Here is a 22,957-nt window from a genome sequence, read left to right on the forward strand (position 1 = left end):
GGGAGTTTTCCATGTCCATCATCACCAGCCGCGCCAAGCTGCTCGGCACTGTCTTCAGCCTGGCGCTGGCATTCAGCGCGCCGGTCGTTCACGCCGAAACGCCGCCGAACGTGCTCGTCGTTGCCCAGTCGATCGACGATGCCGTCAGCTTCGACCCGGCCGAAGGCTTCGAGCTGACGACCGTCCAGTCCTTCAACAATATCTATCAGCGCCTCGTGCAGTCCAACCGCGATGACGGCACGAAGATCGAGGCTGCACTTGCCGCTAGCTGGGAAGCCGGCAGCGATGGCAAGAGCCTGACGTTCGCGCTTTCTGATGCCAAGTTCGCGTCCGGCAATCCGGTTCGCCCCGAAGACGTGATCTTCTCGTTGACGCGCGCCGTGAAGCTCAACAAGTCGCCGGCCTTCATCCTCAACGAACTCGGCTGGAAGGCCGACAATGTCGATGCTGCGATCACCAAGGTTGACGACAAGCATATCAAGCTCACCTGGACGGCCGATGTTGGCTCTGGCTTCGCGCTCTCGATCCTGACGGCGCCGATTGCCTCCATCGTCGACGAGCAAACGGTTTCGCCGCAGGCCAAGGACAACGATTTCGGCAATGGTTGGCTAAAGACCAATTCGGCCGGCAGCGGCGCTTACACGATCGCTACCTACACGCCGCATGAGGCGCTGGTGCTGCAGGCCAATGCCAATTCTTCCGACAAGCCGACGCTCGAAAGCGTCATCATCCGCAATGTGCCTGACGTCGGCGCCCGCCGCCTGCTCGTCGAGCAGGGCGATGCCGATATCGCCCGTGGCCTGTCCGCCGACCAGATCGAAGCGCTGAAGGACAAGAGCGGCGTCAAGGTGCTCTCCGTTCCTTCCGCCCGCCAGGACTATATCCTGCTGAACAGCAAGGCGAACCCGACGCTCGGCAACCCCGCCTTATGGGAAGCGGCACGTTACCTCGTCGATTATGACGGCATCACCAAGAACCTGCTGCGTGGCCAGAGCAGCGTTCACCAGGCCTTCCTGCCGAACGGCTTCCCTGGTGCGCTCAGCGACACGCCTTTCAAGCTCGATGTCGAGAAGGCAAAGAAGATCCTTGCGGACGCTGGTATCAAGACGCCGTTCAAGATCGAATTCATCGTCTTCAACGACCAGCCGTTCCTGTCGATCGCCCAGTCGCTGCAGTCGACCTTCGCTCAGGCTGGCATCACGCTCGACATTCAGCCGGGTGTTGCCAGCGACATCTATGCCCGCGGCCGCGCCGGCAAATTCGAGATGACGCTGCGCTACTGGATCCCGGATTATTTCGACGCCCATTCCAACGCCAGCGCCTTCGCGATCAACAAGGACAACTCGGCCAATACCGTTGCCAAGCAGGCTGGCTGGGTGATCCCGGAACTGACCGACGAAACGCTTGCCGCGGTGAAGGAACAGGATGCCGCCAAGCGCGCTGCGCTTTACCAGGATCTGCAGAAGAAGATCCAGGCAAGCTCGCCCTTCGTTTTCATGCTTCAAGGCAATGACCAGGTCGTGCTAAGCGACAAGGTGAAGAACTATGCGCAGGGTCTGAACGCAGACCAGGTCTATTACGACAAGGTAGCAAAATAAGTGCCGCAAACGGCAACGACTGACAATGCCGACATGACCAACTCCCGCCAGCGCAACAGCTGGCGGGAGTTGTCGTTCGTTTGGCCGCTTTCGAAGTGGCTGTGGTCCTTCGCGCTGACGCTCTTCGGGTTGGCGCTGGTGACCTTCGCGATGACGCGGTTATCGCCGATCGATCCGGCGCTGCAGCTCGTCGGCGATCATGCCAGCCAGTCGACCTATGAACAGGCGCGCCTCGAACTTGGGCTCGATCAGCCGCTGCCGGTGCAGTTTTTCCGTTATGTCGAGACGGCGCTCTCGGGGAATTTCGGTCAGTCGATTTCGACCGGTCAACCCGTCGCAAACGATATCGCCCGCACATTCCCGGCAACGATAGAGCTTGCGACGGCGGCGATCATTCTCGGCGCGGTCATCGGTCTTGCGCTCGGTGTCACCGCCGCCATGCGGCAGGGGACATGGGTGGACGGGCTTGCCCGTTTCGTGTCTCTCTTTGGCTATTCCGTGCCGATCTTCTGGCTTGGCCTGTTGATGTTGCTGCTGTTCTACGCGCGGCTGCACTGGGCGCCGGGGCCGGGCAGGGCGGATGTCGTCTTTCAATATACGGTCAAATCGGTCACCGGCTTTGCGCTTGTCGATACCTGGATATCGGGCAAGGCGGGTGCCTTTCGCGACGCGCTGGCGCATCTGGCGTTGCCGGCGATCGTGCTGGCCCTCCATGCTCTCGCCGCGATTTCGCGGCTGACGCGCGCCGCGATCCTCACCGAACTCGGGCAGGAATATGTGACGACGGCGCGCGCCAAGGGCGCGAGCCTTCGCCGTATCGTCTTCGTCCATATCCTGCCGAATATTTCCGGGACGCTGCTGACAGTGATTGCCCTTTCCTATGCAAGCCTGCTGGAAGGCGCCGTACTAACCGAGACCGTCTTTGCCTGGCCGGGTATCGGCCGGTATCTGACCACGGCGATGTTTGCCGGCGACATGCCGGCAATCCTTGGCGCGACGCTGGTCGTCGGTGCCTCCTTCGTGCTTCTCAACGCGCTGACCGATCTTGGCGTGGCACGGCTGGAATCGGGGAGGAAGCGATGAGTGCGATCGTCCAGGCGCCGCTCGGCGGTCCATCCTTCCTGCGTCGCGTGCTGCGCTCACCTTCGGCTGCGGTGGGCAGTGTGGTCGTGCTTTTCATTCTGGCACTGGCGCTACTGGCGCCGCTGATTGCGCCCTATGATCCGAACCTGCAGGAAACGGCCAATCGCCTGATGCCGCCTGATGCTGCGCACTGGTTTGGCACCGATGGTTTCGGCCGGGATATCCTGTCACGCATCATCTATGGCGCGCGGCCGACGTTGCTGCTGGTGCTCGTCGTCGTGCTGCTGATGGCGCCGCTCGGCATTCTCGTCGGCATCCTCTCGGGCTTCTTCGGCGGCATCACCGAGCGGGTGTTGATGCGCTTCACCGATATCGTCATGTCCTTTCCGCGGCTTCTGCTCGCCTTCGCCTTCGTCGCCATCATGGGGCCGGGACTGATCAATGGCGCGCTGGCACTGGCGCTGACGAGCTGGCCCGCTTATGCGCGCCAGGCCCGTGTCGAGACGGCGGCGTTGCGACGCAGCGATTATCTGGCGGCGGCCGAGATGGTCGGCATTCGGGGCGTGCGGTTGCTCTGGGGGCATATCCTGCCGCTGGTACTGCCTTCGGCGATCATCCGTCTGGCGCTTGATCTCTCGGGCATCATCCTTGCTGCCGCTGGCCTCGGTTTCCTCGGCCTCGGCGTGCGTCCGCCGACGGCGGAATGGGGCTCGATGGTGTCGGAGGGCACGCAGGTGATTTTCGATCAATGGTGGGTGGCGGCTGTGCCGGGCTTTGCCATCCTGATCACGTCCTTCGCCCTCAATCTGCTGGCCGATGGCCTGCGCGATATCCTGGATCCGCGCCATGACTGAGCCGCTGCTTTCCGTCGAGGATCTGTCGATTGCCTTCCCATCAGAGGCAGGGCCGGTGCGTGTCGTCGATGGCATTTCCTTCTCGGTCGGGCGCGAGGTCGTGGCGCTGGTTGGTGAATCCGGCTCCGGCAAGTCGATGACGGGTCGGGCGATCATGGGGTTGTTGCCGCGCCGGGCGGAGGTGAGAGCCAAGCGTCTCGCCTTCGACAGGCAGGAGCTGACCACGCTGTCCGCATCCGGGTGGAACAGATTGCGCGGTAGTGGTCTCGGGCTGATCCTGCAGGATCCGAAATATTCGCTGAATCCGGCCCATAAGGTTGGCCGGCAGGTCGAAGAGGCGCTGCTTCTGCACACGAAACTCTCGGCTGGCGAACGGCGCGAGCGGGCGCTCGATATGCTGGACAAGGTCGGTCTTCCCGATCCGAAGCGGATCTATTCCAGCTATCCCGCTTCTCTCTCGGGAGGCATGGGGCAGCGGGTAATGATCGCGGCCATGCTGATCAACCGGCCGAAACTGCTGATCGCCGACGAGCCGACTTCGGCGCTCGACCGTGGCCTGCAGGACCAGATCCTGACGCTGCTGCGGTTGCTGACCGAAGAGCTCGGCATGGGGTTGCTGCTCATCAGCCATGATCTGCAGCAGGTTTCGCGTTATGCCGATCGCGTCATGGTCATGAGGCACGGCATGATTGAGGAGCAGATGGCGTCTGCCGATCTTGCCAATGCCAAATCGGATTATACGCGGGCGCTCTGGGCGGCGCGGCCTTCGGCTGCGACTTATGGGACGCGGCTGCCGGTTTATGGAGACCAGACATGAGCGCGCTCTCCGTTTCCGATCTTTCCGTGACTTTTCAGAGCGGCGGCAAGGGTTTTACCGCCGTGCGTGGCGTCAGCTTCGAGGTTGCCCCGGGCGAGACGTTCGGGCTGATCGGCCCCTCCGGCTGCGGCAAGACGACGGCGCTGCGTGCTGTTGCCGGGCTGAACACCAATTGGCGGGGCTCCATCACGGTCTTCGACGAGGCGCTGCAACCGGGGCATAAGATTACCGGCGCACTGCGCTCCAATATCCAGATGGTGTTTCAGGATCCATATTCCTCGCTGCATCCGCGCCATCGCATTTCCCGCATTCTCGGCGAGCCGATGGCGCTGCGCGGCAACCGCAATGTCGAGGATGAGGTGCGCATCGCGCTGGATCAGGTCGGCCTGCCGGCCGCTGCCGCCGGGCGCTATCCGCACCAACTTTCCGGCGGGCAGCGACAGCGCGTGGCGATTGCCCGCGCGCTGCTTTTGAAGCCGAAGCTGCTGTTGCTCGATGAGCCCACCTCGGCGCTCGATGTCTCGGTGCAGGCCGAAATCCTGAACCTGCTGAACGACTTGAAGGCTTCGCATGGGATGACCTTCGTGCTCGTCAGCCACGATCCCGGCGTCGTCGCGCATATGTGCGACCGGGCCGTGCTGATGCAGGCCGGTCGCATCGAAAGCGAACTCGACCGCGCCGCGCTTTCGCAAGGCGGCTGGGTCGAGCAGCTTGTCGCTCGCTGATCAGGCCAGCGGCAGGATCAGGACATCGCGAGCCGGCACTTCGAGGCGGCCAGCATCATAGGCGTGGTTTACCGGCCAGGCGGGCTTGTTGCCTGACAGTTTTCCGTCCGCGAGGCTGACCGTGGTCGTCTGGGCCTTGCGTGTCGGATTGACCAGCCAGAGGAAGCTGCCCTTTTCGCCCTTGTGGATACGGGCGAAGACCGCATCATTGGAAAGCGTCGCATGGCGCGTCCTGCCGCTCCATTTCACCAGTTCGGCGAAGAAGGCAGCATTGGCCTTGCCATCGGTGCGATAGAAGGCGACCGAGGGATTGGTGCCGATCAGCAGGGTGCGGCCCTTTCCGAAGCGGTTTTCGACGATGGCAAGCCGTCCGCCATCGAACGTGCCACGGCCGGTGCCGCCGGTCAGGCGATAGGACTGCAGCAGACCGCCGCCATCGACGGCCAGGTCGTCGAACTTGAAGTGGATGCGGTCGCCGATATCGGGCATGAATTCCACTTCCTCCTCACGCGCACCGAACACTTCATCGAGCCCCATATTCGGCTGTACCTGGCCGACATGGCCGCGGTCGCCGAAATAACCAGGGCAGGCTTCTGATATCAGTGTGCCGCCCTTTTCCACCCAGGTTTTCAGGCGCGCCGCCTGTTCGGCAGTAAACATGATCGGGTAGGGGAAATAGAGAAAGTCATAGGCGTCGATATCATCGATATGCACCCAGTCCGGCTGCAGGCCCTGACCGAGGAAGGCGCGATAGGCGCCCCACATGGCCTCGGGATAGGGCTTTTCCTTGCGGTCGTAATTCAGCAGGTAATCCCATTCCTGCGTTTCGGGGACGACGAGAATGCCGACTTCGCCTCGCACCGGCTTTGCGTCCCAGAGTGTCTTCTGCGCCGGGTCGTTCGCCCATTTCGCCATGGCGCTCTGCAGGTCGGAGCGCGGCGTGCGGCTGCCGTCCATGCCATAGGCGCCGAAGGCGCCGAAGAGGGGGCCGTCGAGCAGCGGGCGCCAGCGCAGATTGAGGACGCCGCGGGCGCCGCCGGCAAAGGAGGTCATGCTCCAGATGCGGATATCCTCGGGCTCGGCGACGCGACCGTCTTCCTTGTCGCGGCCGATCACCTGCGGCTGCAGCCAGAGCGGGCCGCCCTGACGCTCGGCGTGCCAGAAGGGCTTGCCGCGGGCAGCGGCGCGATTGATGTCGACACCGTACCAGGTCTTCCAGGGCTCGGTGCCCTTACGGGCCTGGATCCATGTGAAGCCGTAGATTTCTACCTTGGAGGCGGCAAGCCAGTCATCGCAGCCATTGGCGGCCATGTTGGGGATCGCGCCTGATATGCCGTGCGCGGCAATGACGTTTTTCTGATCGACGGCGCGGATCGTGTCGATGCGCCACTGCATCTGGCCATAGAAATTGTCGCGCTTGAACTGCAGCCAGTCGATGCATTCAGGGTAGGGCGCCATGTGGACCGGCGGCTCGATATCGGCCCATTCGGCATAGCTGTAGCGATGCCATGCCTTGGCGAGCACTTTCAGGCTGCCGTATTTCTTCTCCAGCCATTTGCGGAAGGCGGCCTTGGCATAGCTGCTGTAATCGACATCGGCGGAATAGTTGACCTCGTTCCAGACGTCATAGCCGTAGATCGCCGGATGGTCCTTGTAGCGGGTGGCGAGTGCAGTCAGGAACTTGCCGGCGGCTTCCTTCACTTCCGGGCAGTTCAGCGTCAGCGCACCGGCGCCGCCGCCATTGTTGGAAAAGCCGCCGGTTGCGGCTGAGACTCCCATGTAGGAGCCGAGCTTGGTGCCATCGGCGTTGACCTGCAGGGCATCTGCATATTTGCGCACCGCCCAGTCGGGCACAGCATGAATGAGTTCGGCAATGATCGTCTTGATACCGTTCTTGGCGGCAAGATCGAGCTGGCGGTCATATTCTTCCCAGTCGTAGACGCCGGGGGCCACTTCGATCGCGCTCCACATGAACCAGTGGCGGAAGATGTTCAGGCCATCTTCGCCGGCGGTCGTATAGTCGCGTTCCCAATCGTCGCGCGGCGGATTGGATTTGCGGAAATAGACGGCGCCGAAAGGGAATTGGATATCGTTTCTAAGCATTGTCTTGTCCTTTTCTATCGATGTCCGGACATGGCTTCGCCGTCCGGAGACAAGACTCCGGCAGGAGGCAATCGAAGATGTCGTCCGGGTGTTCTAGGTGGTCTTGATCTAGCGCGGCCCTCCGGCGAGGAGCTCGAGCGTGCGGATAAGGGCGGAATGGTCGCGTTCACCATCGCCATTGGCAACAGCGGCATTCATGAGCTGCTGGGTGGCCGCCGTGTTCGGCAGCGATAGATCGAGCGCGCGGGCGGCGTCAACCGCGAGCGTCATGTCCTTGCGGTGCAGGCGGATGCGGAAGCCCGGTTCGAAAGTTTCCTTGACCATGCGTTCGCCATGCACTTCGAGAATGCGCGAGGCGGCAAAGCCACCCATCAGGGCGGCGCGCACCTTGGCAGGATCGGCGCCGGCACGTTTGGCAAAGAGCAGGGCTTCGGAGACCGCCTCGATAGTGAGACCGACGATGATCTGGTTGGCGACCTTGGCCGTCTGACCGTCACCGACGCTGCCGACGAGTGTGATGTTCTTGCCCATCTTTTCGAAGAGCGGCCGGGCGCGCTCGAAAGCTGCTTCCTTGCCGCCGACCATGATCGTCAGCGAGGCCGCCTTGGCGCCGACCTCACCACCGGAAACCGGTGCATCGACATAATCGCAGTCAAGCGCTTCGATGCGTTTGGCGAACCCCTTGGTGGCGACGGGGGAAATCGAGCTCATGTCGATGACCAGCTTGCCCGAGGAAAGGCCCGAGGCCACACCGTTTTCTCCGAAGAGAACGGCTTCGACATCGGGCGTATCCGGCAGCATCAGGATGATGATATCGGAGGCTTCCGCGACGGCCTTGGCGCTATGAGCGGCCTTGCCGCCCTTGGTGACGAGATGCTGGGAGGCTTCCTTCACACGGCTCAGATGCAGCGTATGGCCGGCATCGATCAGGTGTTCCGCCATCGGGCGGCCCATGACGCCCAGTCCGATAAAACCGATATTCATGTCACGCTCACTTCCGATAGGGTTTCATCCAGCCAAGGCCCTCACTGGTGCCGGCTTTCGGCTTGTATTCGCAGCCGACCCAGCCGTCGTAGCCGAGGCGGTCGAGTTCGGAGAGGATGAAGCTGTAGTTGATCTCGCCCGTGCCGGGTTCGTTGCGGCCGGGATTGTCGGCGATCTGCACGTGGGCAATCCTGTCCTTCAGCCGTGTGAAGGTCGGGATCAGATCGCCCTGCATGATCTGCATGTGGTAGAAATCATACTGGATGTAGAGATTGTCGGAGCCGACCTTTTCGAGGATGCGCTCCGCGTGATTGGTCGTCGACAGGAAGAAGCCGGGAATATCGCGCAGGTTGATCGGCTCGATCAGGAGCTTCACGCCGGCATCGGCAGTGCGCTGAGCGGCATATTTCAGGTTCTCGACCAGCACCTTTTCCAGCGTTTCGAGATTAGCGTCTCTGGGCACCAGGCCTGAGATGACGTTGACCTGCGGGCAGGCGAGCGCCTTGGCATAGTCGAGGGCGAGCGAGATGCCGTTGCGGAACTCCTCGATACGATCCGGCAGGCAGGCAATGCCACGTTCGCCGCCGGCCCAGTCGCCGGAAGGCACGTTGAAGAGCGCCTGCTTCAGGCCGCTTGCCTTCAAGGTCTCGGCGACCTTTTCCTTCGGTTCGGCATAGGGACCGAGGTATTCGAGCGCGTCGAAACCGTCCTTGGCGGCGGCGGCGAAACGATCGAGGAAGGCGAGGTTCTGATAGAGAAAGGAAAGATTGGCGGAGAATTTCGGCACTGGAACATCCTCAGGCATTGGCGGGGGCGACGAAACGATGCCGGTGCAGCATGCGCTTGTCGCGGGGATCGGGATTGGGAACGGCTGAAATGAGGCTCTTCGTATAGGCTTCCTGCGGTGCGGTGCAGATCTGCTCGGCCTCGCCGAGTTCGACGATCTTGCCGCGATGCATGACGGCCACGCGGTCGCAGAAATAGCGTACCACGGAAATATCATGGGAGATGAAGATGAAGCTCAGGTTCAGCCGCTGGCGGATGTCGAGCAGCAGGTCGAGGATCTGGCTGCGAATGGAGACGTCGAGCGCCGAGGTCGCTTCATCGGCGATGATGATGCGCGGATCGAGCGCGAGTGAGCGGGCGATGCCGATGCGCTGGCGCTGGCCGCCGGAAAAGGCGTGCGGATAACGCTCCATGCCCATCGGATCGAGGCCGACGAGGCGCATCAGTTCGGCAACGCGATCTTCCAGCGCTTTGCCTTTGGCAAGGCCGTTGACGATGAGTGGATCGGCGATCACTTCCTTGACGGTCATCCGCGGGTTGAGCGAGGCGAAAGGATCCTGGAAGACGAGGCGGACTTCGCGGTGGAAGTTGCGCAGTTCCTTCTTGCCGAGCTTGGTGACATCGGTCTCTCTGCCATCCTTGCCACGGTAGAGGACAGTGCCGGTCGTCGGCTCGACGGTGCGCAGGATCAGGCGGCCGAGTGTCGTCTTACCGGAACCGCTTTCGCCGACGATGCCGAGGTTCTCCCCGGGATAGAGATCGAAATTGGCGTCATCGACCGCGCGCAGCGTATTGGTATTGCCGTGCCAGCCAAAGGTTTTTCCGAGATTGCGGACCGACAAGATCGGTTTCGGCGCTTCCGAAGACAGGGCGATTGCCGGCTGCCTGCCTTCGACATGATGCGTCAGCTTCACTGTCGAGGCCAGCAACTGGCGTGTATAGGGATGAGTGGCGGCGTGGTAGATGGCATCGACCGGGCCGCGCTCGACGATATGGCCGAAGCGCATGACGGCAACTTCGTCCGCCACTTCGGCCACCACGCCCATGTCATGGGTGATGAGCAACATCGCCATGCCGCGCTCGACCTGCAGGCGCTTGATGAGGTCGAGGATTTCGGCCTGTGTCGTCACGTCGAGAGCGGTCGTCGGCTCGTCGGCGATCAGGATATCGGGATTGCCGGCAAGGGCCATGGCAATCATGGCGCGCTGGCGCATGCCGCCGGAGAATTCGAATGTGTAGCGGTCGGCCATCTTGTCGGGATTGGGAATTTCCACCTGGCCCAGCAAATCGACCATGCGGGCACGCGCCGCCTTCTTGTCGAGATTGCTGTGCAGGCGGATCGCTTCAATGATCTGCGAACCGATCGTGTGGACCGGGGAGAGCGAGCTCATCGGCTCCTGGAAGATGAGGCCGATGTGCCGGCCGCGGATTTCCCGCATGGCGCGGCTGCCGGGCTGAAGGGTGGCGATATCGGTGATCTCGCTGCCATTGCGCAGCAGGATGCGGCCGCCGACGATCGTGCCTGGCTTGTCGACGATCTGCAGCAGCGAGCGGGCAGTCACGCTCTTGCCTGAGCCGCTTTCGCCGACGAGGCAGAGCGTCTGCCCACGCTTCAGCTGGAAACTGACATCCTCGACGGCATGCAGGATATGCGTGCGCAGCCGGAAATCGATCGAGAGGTTTTCAACCGAGAGGACGACGTCATCGGGAAGATCGGTCATGGCTTCCTCCTCAATTGTCATAGGGATCGGCTGCATCGCGCAGGCCGTCGCCGAAGAAGTTGAAGGATAGGACGGCAACGACCACCGCCAGAGACGGCCAGATCAGCAGCCAGGGCGCGGTTGCGACCGTGCGGATGTTCTGGGCGTCTTGCAGCAGCACGCCCCAGCTGACAACAGGCGGTTTCAGGCCGATACCGAGAAAGGAGAGCGAGGTTTCGGCCACGATCATCGTCGGTACGGCGAGCGTGACGACCGCGAGGATATGGCTCGTCAGCGACGGCAGGATATGGCGGAAGATCAGCCGCGCCTCGCTTGAGCCGTCAAGCTTTGCGGCAGTAACGAAATCCTCGCTGCGCAGCGCCAGGAAGCGGCCGCGCACTTCGCGGGCAAGACTGGTCCAGCCGAGCAGCGAGACGATGATGGTAATGACGAAATAGACGTTGACAGGCGACCATGTGAGCGGGATCGCCGCGGCAAGGCCAAGCCACAGCGGGATGGTCGGCATGGCGCTGACAACTTCGATGATGCGCTGGATCAGCGTATCCACCCAGCCGCCGTAGAAGCCGGAGATGGAGCCGAGCACGACCCCGAGCACAAGCGACATGGCGACGCCGACGAGCCCGATCGACATGGAAATGCGGGTGCCGTAGATCAGGCGGGTGAGAACGTCGCGGCCGAGGCGGTCAGCGCCGAGCAGGTACATAGGATCATTGAGGTTGATCGGCCCGATGAAACGCGTGGTCATCGGGATCAGGCCCCAGAGCTTGTAGGCCGGGCCTTTGACGAAGAAGCCGATCGGTACGACCTTGGTGTCATCGACCACGAAAGTGCGCCTGAGCGCCACCTTGTCGATCTCCACCTTGTAGCCCTTCACATGGAAATTGAATTCCGAGCTACCATCAGGTTTCTCCACGAAGAAGCTGAAACCCTGCGGCGGGGCGTAGGTATATTGCGGCTTGGAGATCGCGGGCAGCGAAGGCGCCAGGAACTCGGCGAAGAGGCCGACGAGATAGAGGAAGAGGATGATCGCGCCGGCGACCATTGCCACCTTCTGTCGGATCAGCTTGCCCGCGATCAACCGCCATGGGCCGATGGCAGCTGTCGAGACCGTCTTACCCTGTTTCAGCGGGCTGATCGAAGGGCCGTCGGCGACGACATGCAAGGGGCCGGTGTGAGTTCCGAATGTTTCGTGCGTCATCGGCGCCTCCTCAATTGAACCGGATGCGCGGATCGAGCAGCGCAAGCAGCAGGTCCGACAGGAGCATGCCGACGAGGGTGAGTGCCGAGAGCAGCAGGATGAAGCTACCGGCGAGATACATGTCCTGCGAGACCAGCGCGCGGAAAAGCAGGGGACCTGCGGTCGGCAGGTTCAGGACGATGGCGGTAATTGTCACGCCGGAGACGAGATGGGGTAGCACCCAGCCGATCGCCGAGACGAAGGGGTTCAGCGCTATGCGCACTGGATATTTGAGGATCACCTTGTATTCCGGCAGGCCCTTGGCGCGAGCGGTGATGACATAGGGCTTGTGCAGCTCGTCCGTCAGGTTGGCGCGCAGGATGCGAATCATGGCGGCGGTGCCCGATGCGCCGATGATGATAATGGGGATCCAGAGATGGGCGAGGAAATCGCCTGCCTTGGCGAGGCTCCAGGGTGCTTCGGCAAATTCGGGGGAGTTGAGGCCGCCGACGCTCTGGCCGAGGTAGCGATAGGCGACATACATCAATGTCAGCGCCAGGATGAAGTTCGGTACCGCAAGGCCGATGAAGCCGAAGAAGGTGAAGACGTGGTCGCTGATCGAGTGGCGCCGTACGGCCGAATAGATGCCGATCGGCAGGGCGACGACCCAGACGAAGAGCAGGCTCAGGAGTGAAATCACCAGCGTTGAACCCATGCGTGCCCAGATGAGACCGGAGACGGGCTGGTTCCACTCGAAGGACCAGCCGAAATCGCCGCGGCTGACAATGCCCCATATCCACTTCAGATACTGGATATAGAAGGGGTCGTCGAAGCCGTAGATCTCTTTCAGCCGCTCGATCTGCGCCGGATCGACAGCCTGGCCGCTGTCGCTCATCGTCGCGATCATCGAGGTCAGGTAATCACCCGGCGGCAGCTGGATGATCAGGAACGAGATCAGCGACATGCCGAACAGGGTCGGGATCATGTAGAGCACGCGCTTGAAGATATAGCCAAGCATCGGAATGTTTCTCCTCCCGTTGAGAGCGCCCGGTCAGGCGCTTCCTTCGGATCTCCATCCGCTTTCGGCCCCTCCAGGCCGAAAACCTCCTCCTTGTCTCGACACCTCATTTCCAGGTGAGGTGCAGAACCTCCAGCCGCTCGATATCAGGCACTTCCACCTGTGCGCGGCCATCCTTGACGCTGAAGTTTGCGGCGCGGTCGGTAACGGTGAGCCATGCCTTGGCGACCGACTTGCCCTGAGGAATTTCCACTGAAACCGTCTGAGCCGCCAGAGGGTAGTTTTCGCGTATCGGCCCCTTCATCATCATCGGGTTGGTGAGGTTGAAGAGACTGACCGCGATACCTTCGGCACTGTCGCGCAGTGCCATATCGATGACGCCGGGACCTTCGACCGTGACGCGCGAGGTCTTGCCGAGCGCCCAGTTGACGGCATTGGCAATCAGCTTTCCGTGGTCGACGGCGAAGACTTCCCAGAAGATCTCGCCGATATTCCAGGGAATATAGACCGTGCGGCCGCCCTTGCCGGTTTCGCGGGCGATCACGCCGGCGCCTTCAGGAGCTTTGCGCGGATAGACTTCCTCCATCGGCAGGTCCGGGAAATCTGGCACATAGAGGAAGGGTGTCGTCGCATTGCCTGTTGCGTTGGCATGGATGAGGCGGGTGCCGCCCATGATGCGCTCGGCGCCTTCATAGCCCTGGTTGACAGGATGATCGCCTGACAGTGCCACATAGGTGTTCTTGACAATACCGCGCGGGCCGGAAACGAACTTGGCGCCCAGTACATCCGAAAGGCCGAATTCGTTGCGTTTCTTGCCGAATTCATCACGGAGTGAGGTTTCGTAGGAAGCGACGACGCTGCCGCCACGTTCGACATAGGCGCGGATCGCCTCGTTCTGCGCATCCGAAAGGCAGGAAGCGTTGGCGAGGATGATTACCTTGAAACGGTCGAGATTTTCCTTGGTCAGAACCTGATCCGAGAGAAGCTCGAAGGGCAGGCGGGCTTCGACGAGCGCGTGGTAGAAACCGAGATCGTGCTTCTCGGCATTGTGCCGTTCTTCCGGCGCCCAGTGGCGAAGGGTGGTCGAAGGATCAACGACGGCGATTTCGGCTGTCGGCTGCATACTTTCGAGAACCGGCTCGACGGCTGCCTGCAGTGCAAAGGCGTCGGCGACCGGTTCTACCCAGCGCTTATCCGGCACGACGCCGTTGAACTTGGTGAACCAGGCATAGAGGCCATGGGCCGTGCCGTCATTGATCCAGAGCTGCATTTCCTCGCCGGAGGTGACGGCATCCTTCCAGCGATATTCTTCTTCCGGGCCGATCGACGTGATGAGCACGACCGGGCGATCGGGGAAGGTGGCGCGGATGCGCTTGCCGTTGCGGCCGGCAGACCAGCCGAGTTCGAGACCCTTGCGGCCCTGATGATCGACAACGAGGAAGGGGCAATGTTTGGCGATGACCGAAAGGTCGAATTCCATCAGTGAAGCGCCGCCCATATTCGGGATGAAGCTCGCATGCGGGCGGATCGCTTTGACCGCATCGTCCCACTGGGCGATCATGTCAGTCAGCACGCGGCGGCGCCATTGCAGCCAGGCCTGCCAGGCGGGATCATCAGCATCCGCCTTTTTCGGCAGGGCGTGGCCGAACATATCCTTGAAACGGCGTGCGCTGTCTTCGCTATAGTCGACGCCGTGGCCCTGCCAGCGATTGGCGAAGACGGCATCGATATCGTATTGGCGGACGATTTCCTTGACGACTTCGGGCATGAAGACGGTGTTGTAGTCGCCATAGGCATTGGTGACCCAGACATCGGGATAGGCCCAGTGACGGCGCGGCGTACCATCGGCATTGATCATCACCCATTCGGGATGGGCTTTGGCGGCATCGTCATGGATGGCGTGCGGATCGACTCGCGCCATGACATGCATGTCGAGCTTGCGGGCGGCATCGACCAGCGCGCCGAATATATCCTTATCACCAAGATATTTGCTGACGTAATGATAAGGGACTTCGCTCGGATAATAGGCGATGTAGCCGCCGGCGCTGAGGCAGACGGCATTCGATTTCGTACGCTTGAAGACATCGACCCAGAAGGCCGGATCGTATTTTTCCGGATCGTCTTCCACGAAGGTGAGCTGGGTCCAGCGCGTTGCGGTCTTGAACCAGTCCGGCGTGCGCAGCGTGTCGGTATTCTGTCTTCTGGCGTCGAGCATCGTCTTCATCCAATCATTGGCAAAAGAGGGGCCTTGGCGCCGGCCGATAAAGCCGGCGCCTTGAATGCGTCATCATTTTGCAGGTCATCAGACCTTGTAGAACTGCTCCGGCATGGTGGGAGCGGGGGTCGGCCAGCCGAAGGAATTCGGCATGGTCTTGGTGATGTTCTTCATGTTGTTCTTGACGACGCCGTAGCCATCCGGTGGTTGGGAAATGCCGAAGACATAGAAGTTGTCGGCAGCACCCTGCAGGATCTGTTTCATGATCTCCTGCTGGCCGGCGGGATCGGAGGTCGCCTTCAGCTTGTCGTAGAGCTCGAGCAGCTTCTTCGTCTCTTCCGGGGGCTCTTCCGCATTGGCGTTGTTGCGGTCGAGATACCAGAGCTGCCAGGCCGGAGCGTACATGGCGTTCGAATCCGTCGGCACGTAGTAGCGCGGGTCGAGCATGGCAGCGACGCCGCCGTTCGCACCGAACTGGTGGGCCGTCGCATCGAAATCGCGGCCTTGGCGGACGCGGGTTTCCCAGAGCGAGCGGTCCATAGTGCGCATCTGCGCATCGATGCCGACTGCCTGGAACATCGGGATGACCAGCTGGAAGAGGTCGAGGAAGACGGCGCGTGCCTGGTCGATTTCGAAGATCACCGTCAGGCGGCGGCCCTGGTCGTCCAGACGGAAGTTCTGGTCGTCGCGTTTCGGGATGATCGTGTCGAGCATGGCGTTTGCCTTGTCGACGTCGTAGCTCGTGAACTGCGTGGCGAGCTGCTCGTTGTAGAGCGGATCACCCTGCTTGATCGATGGCTGGGCAGGGGCGCCCTGGCCGACGAGCACGGCGTCGATCAGTGACTGGCGATCGAGCGCCATGGAGAGCGCTGCACGGAAATCCTTGTTCCGGAAGAGTTTTCGCTTGGTCTCGTCATTGTGGTTGAGGTTGAAGATGAAGTTCATCACGTTGGCTTCGGTCGAAGTCAGCGTGTAGAAATCATACTTGCCCTGCTCGCGCGCATCATAGAGCACCGACTTGTTGTTCGGTGTTGCGATGTACTGGTCCATCAGGTCGATCTCGCCCTGCATGACCTTCAAAAGCAGCACCTGCGGATCGGCGACCATCTGATAGACGATGCGATCCATATAGGGGAGCTGGTTACCCTCCGTATCGACCTTCCAGTAGAAGGGGTTGCGTTCGGCAACGGCGCGTTCGGTATTCTCGCCGGGCGCAGTCGTAAACATCCAGGCGTGCAGGCAGGGCTTCTTCGAGGAGTTCAGGAAGAAGGCATTGTCATCCTGGAAGCCGGAGGCGGACTGGAAGGCGGCGATCCAGGTCTCGAAGCCGCGCTGTTTGGCGAGCTCGTCGGCCTTCGGATTGTAGTCAATATGGAACTGCTCGAGATAATGCTTGGGGCAGCGCGTCGTGTGGTCACTATTGGCCCAGGCGACCTGCAACGGAAACATACCGTTAGGTTTCGCGAAGATAACTTTAAACGTCTGTTCGTCGACGATTTCGAGCTTGGCCGGCTTGCCTGATGTCTTCCAGTGACCCTGGCCGTTCACGGCGACCCGCTTGTCCGTGAGAATAGTATCGTACCAGAATTTCACGTCGGCAGTGGTATAGGGCTGGCCGTCCGACCACTTCATGCCTTTGCGCAGGCGGATGGTATATTCCGTGGAATCTGCATTGCCGTCGAAGGCTTCGGCAACGTTCAGCGTCACGCCGGACCAGTCGGGCGTGTAGCGCAGCAGTGGTTCATAGGCCTGATAGCGGAACAGCATGGACAGCGAGCCGCCGCCGACGAGCGCCATATTCCAGTCGCCGCCATGCTTGCCGACACTTTCGACCGGTTTGACGACGAGCGGATTTTCCGGCAGCCGATCCTTCAGGGCCGGTAACGCGCCGCTTGAAACCTTGTCTTTCAGAATGGCCGCTTCCTTGTAGTCGGCGGCGAAAGCCGGCAGGGCCGGCAAGATCAGAACGGCCGAAGTCCCGGCCAGAAACGCACGACGTTTCAGCTTGATCATAGGGTTCTCCTCCAAAAATCCGCAACCCTTATCGTTATTTTTGCTTTCAGGTTGGGATAACGGAAAGAATACATTTGGATATTGTTAGGTAAAGCGTTATGTTTTGTTAGTGCGAGAATTTGCAATTCCGGTATGGGCGGTGTAGCGAAACGCCTCAATTCCGGATGAAACATCGAGGTGGAAAGTGGGAAGCAGGGGGCGAGTTACCTTACAGACGATCGCGCGGGAGGTCGGCCTCTCGAAGTATGCGGTCTCGCGCTCGCTGGCAGGCAAGAGCGGCGTCAGCGACGAGACGCGTGCGCTGATCCGCGCCACCGCCGAACGGTTGGGTTATACACGTCCTGCAGGCCAGTCGCTGACGAGTGATATTGCCGTCGTTTTCCACGATCTCGATGCCGTCAACAGTGAGCTCTACATGCAGGTTCAGAACGGCCTGCAGCGCGAGGCGCATCGGCTGGGCATGGCGCTGCGTATCCGCTGGACCCATAGCCCCGGCCAGCTGGAAGAGCTGGCACATTCCTGTGCCGGGCTTTTGCTCGTCGGTCCGCATGACCGCGAGGCGATCGTGGCGGCGACGGCAACCGGAATCCCTGTCGTGCGTTTTGGCTGGGTCGATCCGCTGGAGCAGGCTGATCAGGTCACCGGGACCGATCATGAGGCGGGGCAGGCGGTGCTGCAATATCTTATCGAACTCGGCCATCGGTCGATCGTCTATGTCAACGGCACGCCCGGTTTCCGTGGCCGGCGCGAGCGCTTCTACGGCGCGCGGGAGATCGCCGAGCGCTGCGAAGACGTTTCGCTGCATGTCTTGCGCTTCGATGAGCAGATCGGCTTCGGTGAAGCCTTCCGGGATCTTAAGGCGAAGGGCATACACCCAACGGCCTTTTTCTGCGCCCATGACGGCCTGGCTTTGACTGTGGTTTCGGAGTTACTGGGGCAGGGCTATCGCATTCCCGACGATGTTTCCGTCGTCGGTTTCGGTGATTTTTCGCCCGCTACGCAGATATCGCCGCCACTGACGACGGTACGGATGGAAGGGCAGGAATGCGGGGCGGTAGGCCTTCGGCTTTTGCTGGAGCGGATCGAAAATCCGCGCCTGCCGGGCATGCCTGCCCGGCGGATAATGGTTGCCTCGCGCATTGTCGAGCGTCGCTCCGCAGGTCCGTGCAAGGTGCCGGCGGCGATCGATCCGGCAAAGCGGGAATCGGAACCAGTTGAGTTCAGTGCACGTGTGAAGTGATCAGATTGATTCTGCCGGGTAGCAGCTGACGGCGACCGTCAGCCCAGGGCTGCAATCGCTGCCTTAACTGCATCCGCGCCCGGCTTCGTCGGCTTGTATTCCAGTCCGACAGCGCCGGTATAACCGTTGGCGAAGATCCAGTTCAGGCGGTGGGCAAGATCGATCGTGCCGGTGCCGGGCTCGTTGCGGCCGGGATGGTCGGCGACATGGACGTGAAAGACGCTATCGATGCGACCGGCCAGAACATCCTCAGTGCGCTCGTCCATGACGGCGGAATGGTAGATATCGTAGACGATGCCGATTTCCGGGCGGCCGACATTATCGACGATATCGAGCCCTTCGCGGGTGGAATCGAGGAAATAGCCGATATGGTCGATGCGGATGTTGAGCGGCTCGACGCCGAGACGTACGCCGCTGCTGTTGAGGATCTCTGCGCCGGCTCGCAGCGTTTCCGTCAGTGCCTTTCGCTGTTCATCCCGCGTGAAGCCTGGAAGGTCGTCGCCCGCCTGCGCGATGAGGACCGGCGCGCCGAGGCGTTTTGCGACGGCAACGGAATCGGCAAGGCCCTTCAGCCAAGTCTCGCGATTGGCGGTGTTTGTGAGCGCGATCATCGGCTCGGCGACAAGGCTCGTCACCTTGAGGCCGGTTTCCTTCAATGCGGCTTCGATCGCGTCGAGGTCCTTATCCGTCCAGCGCCAGAATTCGATGGCCTTGAGGCCGGCGACATGGGCGCGGCGGATGCGATCGGCGAAATGATCGCCGTCTTCGGCAAACAGCCATTCGATGCATGCTGAATAAAGTCGCACGAAAAATTCCTCCACTATGCCGTAGGCATGCGACAGATCGCTGCCTGCGGCAAGAGGGATCGGCTTCTGGTGCCGATGATTTTCCGTCACGGCTTGACGGGCAGAACCAATGCCGGAAGAGTTGGTGGATCGACCGGGTCTGCCGGCCGGATTGGGAGGATTTCATGGATCTTGGATTGAAGGGAAAGACCGCCGTCATCACTGGCGGCTCCGTCGGCATCGGGCTTGCCATCGCCGAAGGGTTGGCGGCTGAAGGCGCCAACCTCGTGCTGTCGGCACGGGGACTCGAGCGGCTGGATGCTGAAGCTGCCCGCATTGCCGATAAATATGGCGTCAGCGCCATCGCCGTTGAGAGCGATGTGGCGACCGTCGAGGGCACGCAGGCGATTATTGCGGCGGCAGCCGAACGTGGCGGGGCTGATATTCTCATCAACAACGCCGGCACCGGCTCCAACGAGACTGTCATGGAAGCGCCGGATGAGAAGTGGCAGGATTACTGGGATCTGCATGTTATGGCGGCCGTGCGGCTTGCGCGCGGCATCGCGCCGCAGATGATGAAACGCGGTGGCGGCGTAATCCTCCACAATGCCTCGATCTGCGCAGTGCAGCCGCTCTGGTACGAGCCGATCTACAATGTCACCAAGGCAGCGCTGATGATGTTTTCCAAGACGCTCTCCACTGAGTTGGTGAAGGAAAACATTCGCGTCAACTGCGTCAATGCCGGCCTCATCCTGACGCCTGACTGGATCAAGACTGCCAAGCAGCTGACGGCGGAGACCGGCGGCGACTGGGAGGGTTACTTGCAGAGTGTGGCGGATGAACATGCGTCGTCCAAGCGTTTCGGCACGCCGGAGGAGTTGGCGAATTTCTTCGTCTTCCTCTGCTCCGACCGAGCGAGCTACAGCATCGGCTCTACCTATTTCGTCGATGGCGGCATGCTGAAAACGGTCTAGACGGGGCTTCCGGTCTCGCATCGATTGGCGGTGCGAGACCATCTTCTGGAGGCCTGCAAGGTTCAGGAAACTCTGAAGCGCGGTTTTACGGCAACATATTGCTTATGTAGCCTATAAAAACTGGTTATTTTGTTGTCTCTTCATGGTTTTGACTCTATTTGCCTGCTATTACAGAAGCATAATGCCGCAAAGTGCAGGGCGATCCACATGTTGACGAAAAAGGGAAAATACGGGTTGAAGGCGCTGGTTGATCTGGCGCGGCTGGCGCCGGGCGAGACCGCCTTCATCAACGATATCGCCTCGCGCAACAATATCCCGAAGAAGTTTCTCGATACGATCCTCCTGGAGCTTCGCAATGTCGGCATCCTGCGATCGAAAAAGGGGCCGGGCGGCGGCTATTCGCTGTCGCGGCCCGCATCGGACATCCGCATCGGACATGTCATCCGCACGCTGGATGGGCCGCTTGCGCCGATCCGTTGTGCCAGCCGCACGGCTTACGAGGCGTGCGACGACTGTGCCGATCCCGAGACCTGTCAGGTGCGGCGCTCGATGACCGAAGTCCGGGACGCGATCGCCGCCATTCTCGACAATATGACGCTCGAGCAGTTCGTTGCCGGTGGCGGCATCGAAACGGTCGAGGAAAAGGTGCCGGTTTCTGCCGCGAGCTGATCCGCTCTCTTCGTTTTCGCGCAATTCCGGACGCAAAACCGCGGCGCACTTCTACTGGAAGTGCTTCAGCTTTCCCTGATTTTCAGAATATGCGCGCCTGCTGCGTTCAGTAGCGGCTCGCGCTGAATCGCCATGTCGTGGATGCGGGCGTTGCGCCAGTGACGGTCGAGGTTGAGCGCGATGCTGCCGGTGGCACCCCGGGCTAGTTCGAAGAGGGCATTTGCCGTGTCCAGCGCCAGCTCGGTTGCTGTTAGGCAGGCGGAGGAGGCGGAGAAATAGGCCTCCGCCATGGCTGCCTCGGCAGGGCTTACCTGGGCAATATCCAGTTTGCGGCCGGCCTGTTCCAGCGCGCCGGTTGCGGTTTCGGTGCGGATGGCGCGCTCGCCGATCTTGCCGAAAAGGGTAGAGGGCTCCTTCGCCATGACAAGCAGGTCGGAAAAGGCGGCGCGGGCGATACCGAGGCAGACGGCTGCCTGCAGCAGAAGACCCAAGGATTTTTCCGTGGTGTGATCGCCGGATAAGGCAGCGGTGACGGTATCGGCATTCACATGCAGCTTAGCGGCAATCAGCGTTGCCGTGCCGTTGGTGCGCAGGCCGAAGGCGTCCCAATCGTCCACCGCTTGCAGTTCGTCGCCGTCACGATGGAGATGGAGCGTTACCCTGCGGCCGCCGGGATCGATCGCTGCTGCAGCGATCCAGTCGGAGAAAAGAATGGCGGCGGCCTGTTCCGACCGGCCTGCCAGGCGAAAGCCGGAGCTTTCGGCAGTAAGGCTTGCCTGATCGGCAAAACGGGCAGCGGCGAAACGATCGCCGTCCAGTGCGCGGGCAAAGAGGGTGCTTTTCAGCTCTTCCGAAGTTTGGTTGCGCAGCCCCTCCAGCACGCGGAAATGAGCTACCAGCACGTTGCCGATCGAGGCATCGCTTTCGGCGATAATGGCGATGATCTCGGCGAGCAGGGCGTTGGAAACATCAAGCCCCTGATATTCCGGGGGGACGGTGATCCCCGTCAGGCCGGATTGCGAGAGCGTGTCGAGCTCGGTATTGGGCATGAGGCGGTTGATGTCGCGCTCGCTTGCCTGCCGGCGAAAGGTGGCTGCAAGCTCGCGCGCCGTGGAAACGGCTTCTTCCTCGGTCTCGATGCGGTGCGCCGGAGGGCGCACATTGTCGTGTAACTGCGATATGGTGCCCATCTGCCACTCTTTCCTAATGTTAAAAAAGTGCGCGATTGCATCAGCTTGCGTAAGGCCGGTTTTTCCACAAAAGCCCGGCCGGCTGAATTTTCTTACCAGCTTGATCGCCTTGCCGTATGCTCTACTTATCGTTAGGGGACGGCCAACTGATCAGGAATGATGATGAGCGATTCTCTTGCACGAAGCCGCGAGGGTTCGAAGGCTGGACGTCAGCCGCGCCCGCGCGTGAGCATGGATATAACCGAAATTCCGACCTATGCCATCGGCGACGTGCATGGGCGTCTCGATCTGCTGCAGAAGGCCGAAGAGGCGATCGCGCGCGATGCGGAGCATCTGCCGGGCACCAAGCTCATCGTCATGCTCGGCGATTATATCGATCGTGGCCCGCAATCGGCGCATGTCATCGGCCATCTCATGGATCCGGCGCCTGATGGATTCGAACGCATCTGCCTTGCCGGCAATCATGAAATCGTCATGCTCGACTATATCGACGGCTGGGCATCCTATGACGACTGGATGACCATGGGCGCCGCCGAACTTCTGAGATCCTACGGTCTCGATCCCGATCACCTGCCGCTGCTTTTCCGCTCCGGTGCGCAGCTCGACGGCTTCATCCGTCAGTCTCTGCCGCATACGCACATCGATTTCATCCGCTCCCTGCCGATCATGCTCGACACGCCCAATGTCGTCTTCGTGCATGCGGGCATCGATCCGCGCGTGCCGCTCGAAGAGCAGGCCGACGACGACCTGGCCTTCATTCGCCAGCGTTTCCTGGAAAGCCCGCTGACGCTGCCGAAACTCGTCGTGCACGGACATACGCCGGCCGACCAGCCGGATGTGCAGCCGATGCGGCTGAACCTCGATACCCGCGCCTTCAGGAGCGGCAGGCTTTCCGTTGCCCGCTTCTGGCAGGGGCAGGTTCACCTCTTCTCCACCTGAGCCTTGGAGTATTCCCGTTTTCCTCGAAACACGAAAATACTCTATCTCTTTGTTTTCACGAAATTC

The 22,957-nt window shown here is 61.1% G+C and carries 19 protein-coding genes; 9 read left to right on the plus strand and 10 right to left on the minus strand.

The annotated features are described in order from the left end of the window. The first annotated feature begins 11 nt into the window (after positions 1-11). From AC1DUP_RS00310 to AC1DUP_RS00330, 5 genes are read left to right on the plus strand one after another with little or no spacing between them, the layout of a single operon-like run. Positions 12-1,598, plus strand: a complete 1,587-nt coding sequence (locus AC1DUP_RS00310) for an ABC transporter substrate-binding protein (protein ID WP_113311224.1) — start codon at positions 12-14, stop codon at positions 1,596-1,598. Continuing rightward, positions 1,599-2,681, plus strand: coding sequence for an ABC transporter permease (locus tag AC1DUP_RS00315; RefSeq protein ID WP_113311225.1), 1,083 nt, complete (start codon positions 1,599-1,601; stop codon positions 2,679-2,681). After that, on the plus strand, positions 2,678-3,535 hold the full coding sequence (locus AC1DUP_RS00320) for an ABC transporter permease (RefSeq protein ID WP_477831796.1): 858 nt from the start codon (positions 2,678-2,680) through the stop codon (positions 3,533-3,535). The genes AC1DUP_RS00315 and AC1DUP_RS00320 overlap by 4 nt, the downstream gene beginning before the upstream one ends. Then, a complete protein-coding gene (locus AC1DUP_RS00325) occupies positions 3,528-4,352 on the plus strand; it encodes an ATP-binding cassette domain-containing protein (RefSeq protein WP_477831797.1) in 825 nt (274 codons plus the stop codon). The genes AC1DUP_RS00320 and AC1DUP_RS00325 overlap by 8 nt, the downstream gene beginning before the upstream one ends. Beyond that, positions 4,349-5,077 (plus strand): ABC transporter ATP-binding protein, encoded by a 729-nt coding sequence (locus AC1DUP_RS00330; protein WP_477831798.1) that lies wholly within the window; start codon positions 4,349-4,351, stop codon positions 5,075-5,077. Before AC1DUP_RS00325 ends, AC1DUP_RS00330 begins: the two co-directional genes overlap by 4 nt. On the opposite strand, the gene AC1DUP_RS00335 is transcribed toward AC1DUP_RS00330, so the two are convergent. The 8 genes from AC1DUP_RS00335 to AC1DUP_RS00370 form a co-directional block, all read right to left on the minus strand. Beyond that, a complete protein-coding gene (locus AC1DUP_RS00335; RefSeq protein ID WP_477831799.1) occupies positions 5,078-7,180 on the minus strand; it encodes a beta-galactosidase in 2,103 nt (700 codons plus the stop codon). It lies immediately after the preceding gene. A gap of 108 nt (positions 7,181-7,288) precedes the next feature. Then, positions 7,289-8,164, minus strand: a complete 876-nt coding sequence (locus AC1DUP_RS00340) for a 2-hydroxy-3-oxopropionate reductase (RefSeq protein ID WP_477831800.1) — start codon at positions 8,162-8,164, stop codon at positions 7,289-7,291. A gap of 7 nt (positions 8,165-8,171) precedes the next feature. Next, positions 8,172-8,951 (minus strand): 2-oxo-tetronate isomerase, encoded by a 780-nt coding sequence (gene otnI / locus AC1DUP_RS00345; RefSeq protein ID WP_477831801.1) that lies wholly within the window; start codon positions 8,949-8,951, stop codon positions 8,172-8,174. 10 nt (positions 8,952-8,961) lie between these two features. Beyond that, positions 8,962-10,671, minus strand: a complete 1,710-nt coding sequence (locus AC1DUP_RS00350) for an ABC transporter ATP-binding protein (protein WP_113311231.1) — start codon at positions 10,669-10,671, stop codon at positions 8,962-8,964. 10 nt (positions 10,672-10,681) lie between these two features. Further along, on the minus strand, positions 10,682-11,869 hold the full coding sequence (locus AC1DUP_RS00355) for an ABC transporter permease (protein WP_115034196.1): 1,188 nt from the start codon (positions 11,867-11,869) through the stop codon (positions 10,682-10,684). 10 nt (positions 11,870-11,879) lie between these two features. Next, positions 11,880-12,866, minus strand: coding sequence for an ABC transporter permease (locus tag AC1DUP_RS00360; protein ID WP_113509558.1), 987 nt, complete (start codon positions 12,864-12,866; stop codon positions 11,880-11,882). Between the two features lie 106 nt (positions 12,867-12,972). Further along, the gene (locus AC1DUP_RS00365; RefSeq protein ID WP_477831802.1) at positions 12,973-15,081 is read right to left on the minus strand and encodes a family 10 glycosylhydrolase; all 2,109 of its coding nucleotides are present in this window, start codon (positions 15,079-15,081) and stop codon (positions 12,973-12,975) included. A gap of 87 nt (positions 15,082-15,168) precedes the next feature. Beyond that, positions 15,169-17,094, minus strand: coding sequence for an ABC transporter substrate-binding protein (locus AC1DUP_RS00370; protein WP_477831803.1), 1,926 nt, complete (start codon positions 17,092-17,094; stop codon positions 15,169-15,171). Between the two features lie 184 nt (positions 17,095-17,278). Here AC1DUP_RS00370 and AC1DUP_RS00375 point away from each other — a divergent pair, with 184 nt between their 5' ends. Further along, positions 17,279-18,334 (plus strand): LacI family DNA-binding transcriptional regulator, encoded by a 1,056-nt coding sequence (locus AC1DUP_RS00375; RefSeq protein WP_113509561.1) that lies wholly within the window; start codon positions 17,279-17,281, stop codon positions 18,332-18,334. Positions 18,335-18,372: 38 nt separating this feature from the next. On the opposite strand, the gene AC1DUP_RS00380 is transcribed toward AC1DUP_RS00375, so the two are convergent. Next, the gene (locus AC1DUP_RS00380; RefSeq protein WP_477831804.1) at positions 18,373-19,140 is read right to left on the minus strand and encodes a TIM barrel protein; all 768 of its coding nucleotides are present in this window, start codon (positions 19,138-19,140) and stop codon (positions 18,373-18,375) included. A 164-nt stretch (positions 19,141-19,304) separates the two neighbouring features. Here AC1DUP_RS00380 and AC1DUP_RS00385 point away from each other — a divergent pair, with 164 nt between their 5' ends. Together AC1DUP_RS00385 and AC1DUP_RS00390 are read left to right on the plus strand one after the other, a co-directional pair. Then, positions 19,305-20,093 (plus strand): SDR family NAD(P)-dependent oxidoreductase, encoded by a 789-nt coding sequence (locus AC1DUP_RS00385; protein ID WP_477831805.1) that lies wholly within the window; start codon positions 19,305-19,307, stop codon positions 20,091-20,093. A gap of 207 nt (positions 20,094-20,300) precedes the next feature. Further along, positions 20,301-20,762, plus strand: coding sequence for an RrF2 family transcriptional regulator (locus AC1DUP_RS00390; protein WP_007815103.1), 462 nt, complete (start codon positions 20,301-20,303; stop codon positions 20,760-20,762). Positions 20,763-20,827: 65 nt separating this feature from the next. Here AC1DUP_RS00390 and AC1DUP_RS00395 read toward each other — a convergent pair whose 3' ends face one another. Next, positions 20,828-21,952 (minus strand): acyl-CoA dehydrogenase family protein, encoded by a 1,125-nt coding sequence (locus AC1DUP_RS00395; protein ID WP_477831806.1) that lies wholly within the window; start codon positions 21,950-21,952, stop codon positions 20,828-20,830. A gap of 162 nt (positions 21,953-22,114) precedes the next feature. Between AC1DUP_RS00395 and AC1DUP_RS00400 the strand changes: the two genes are divergently transcribed. Then, on the plus strand, positions 22,115-22,891 hold the full coding sequence (locus tag AC1DUP_RS00400; protein WP_113299826.1) for a metallophosphoesterase family protein: 777 nt from the start codon (positions 22,115-22,117) through the stop codon (positions 22,889-22,891). The last annotated feature ends 66 nt before the right edge of the window (positions 22,892-22,957 follow it).

Source organism: Rhizobium sp. 01L419 (genome assembly GCF_056400025.1).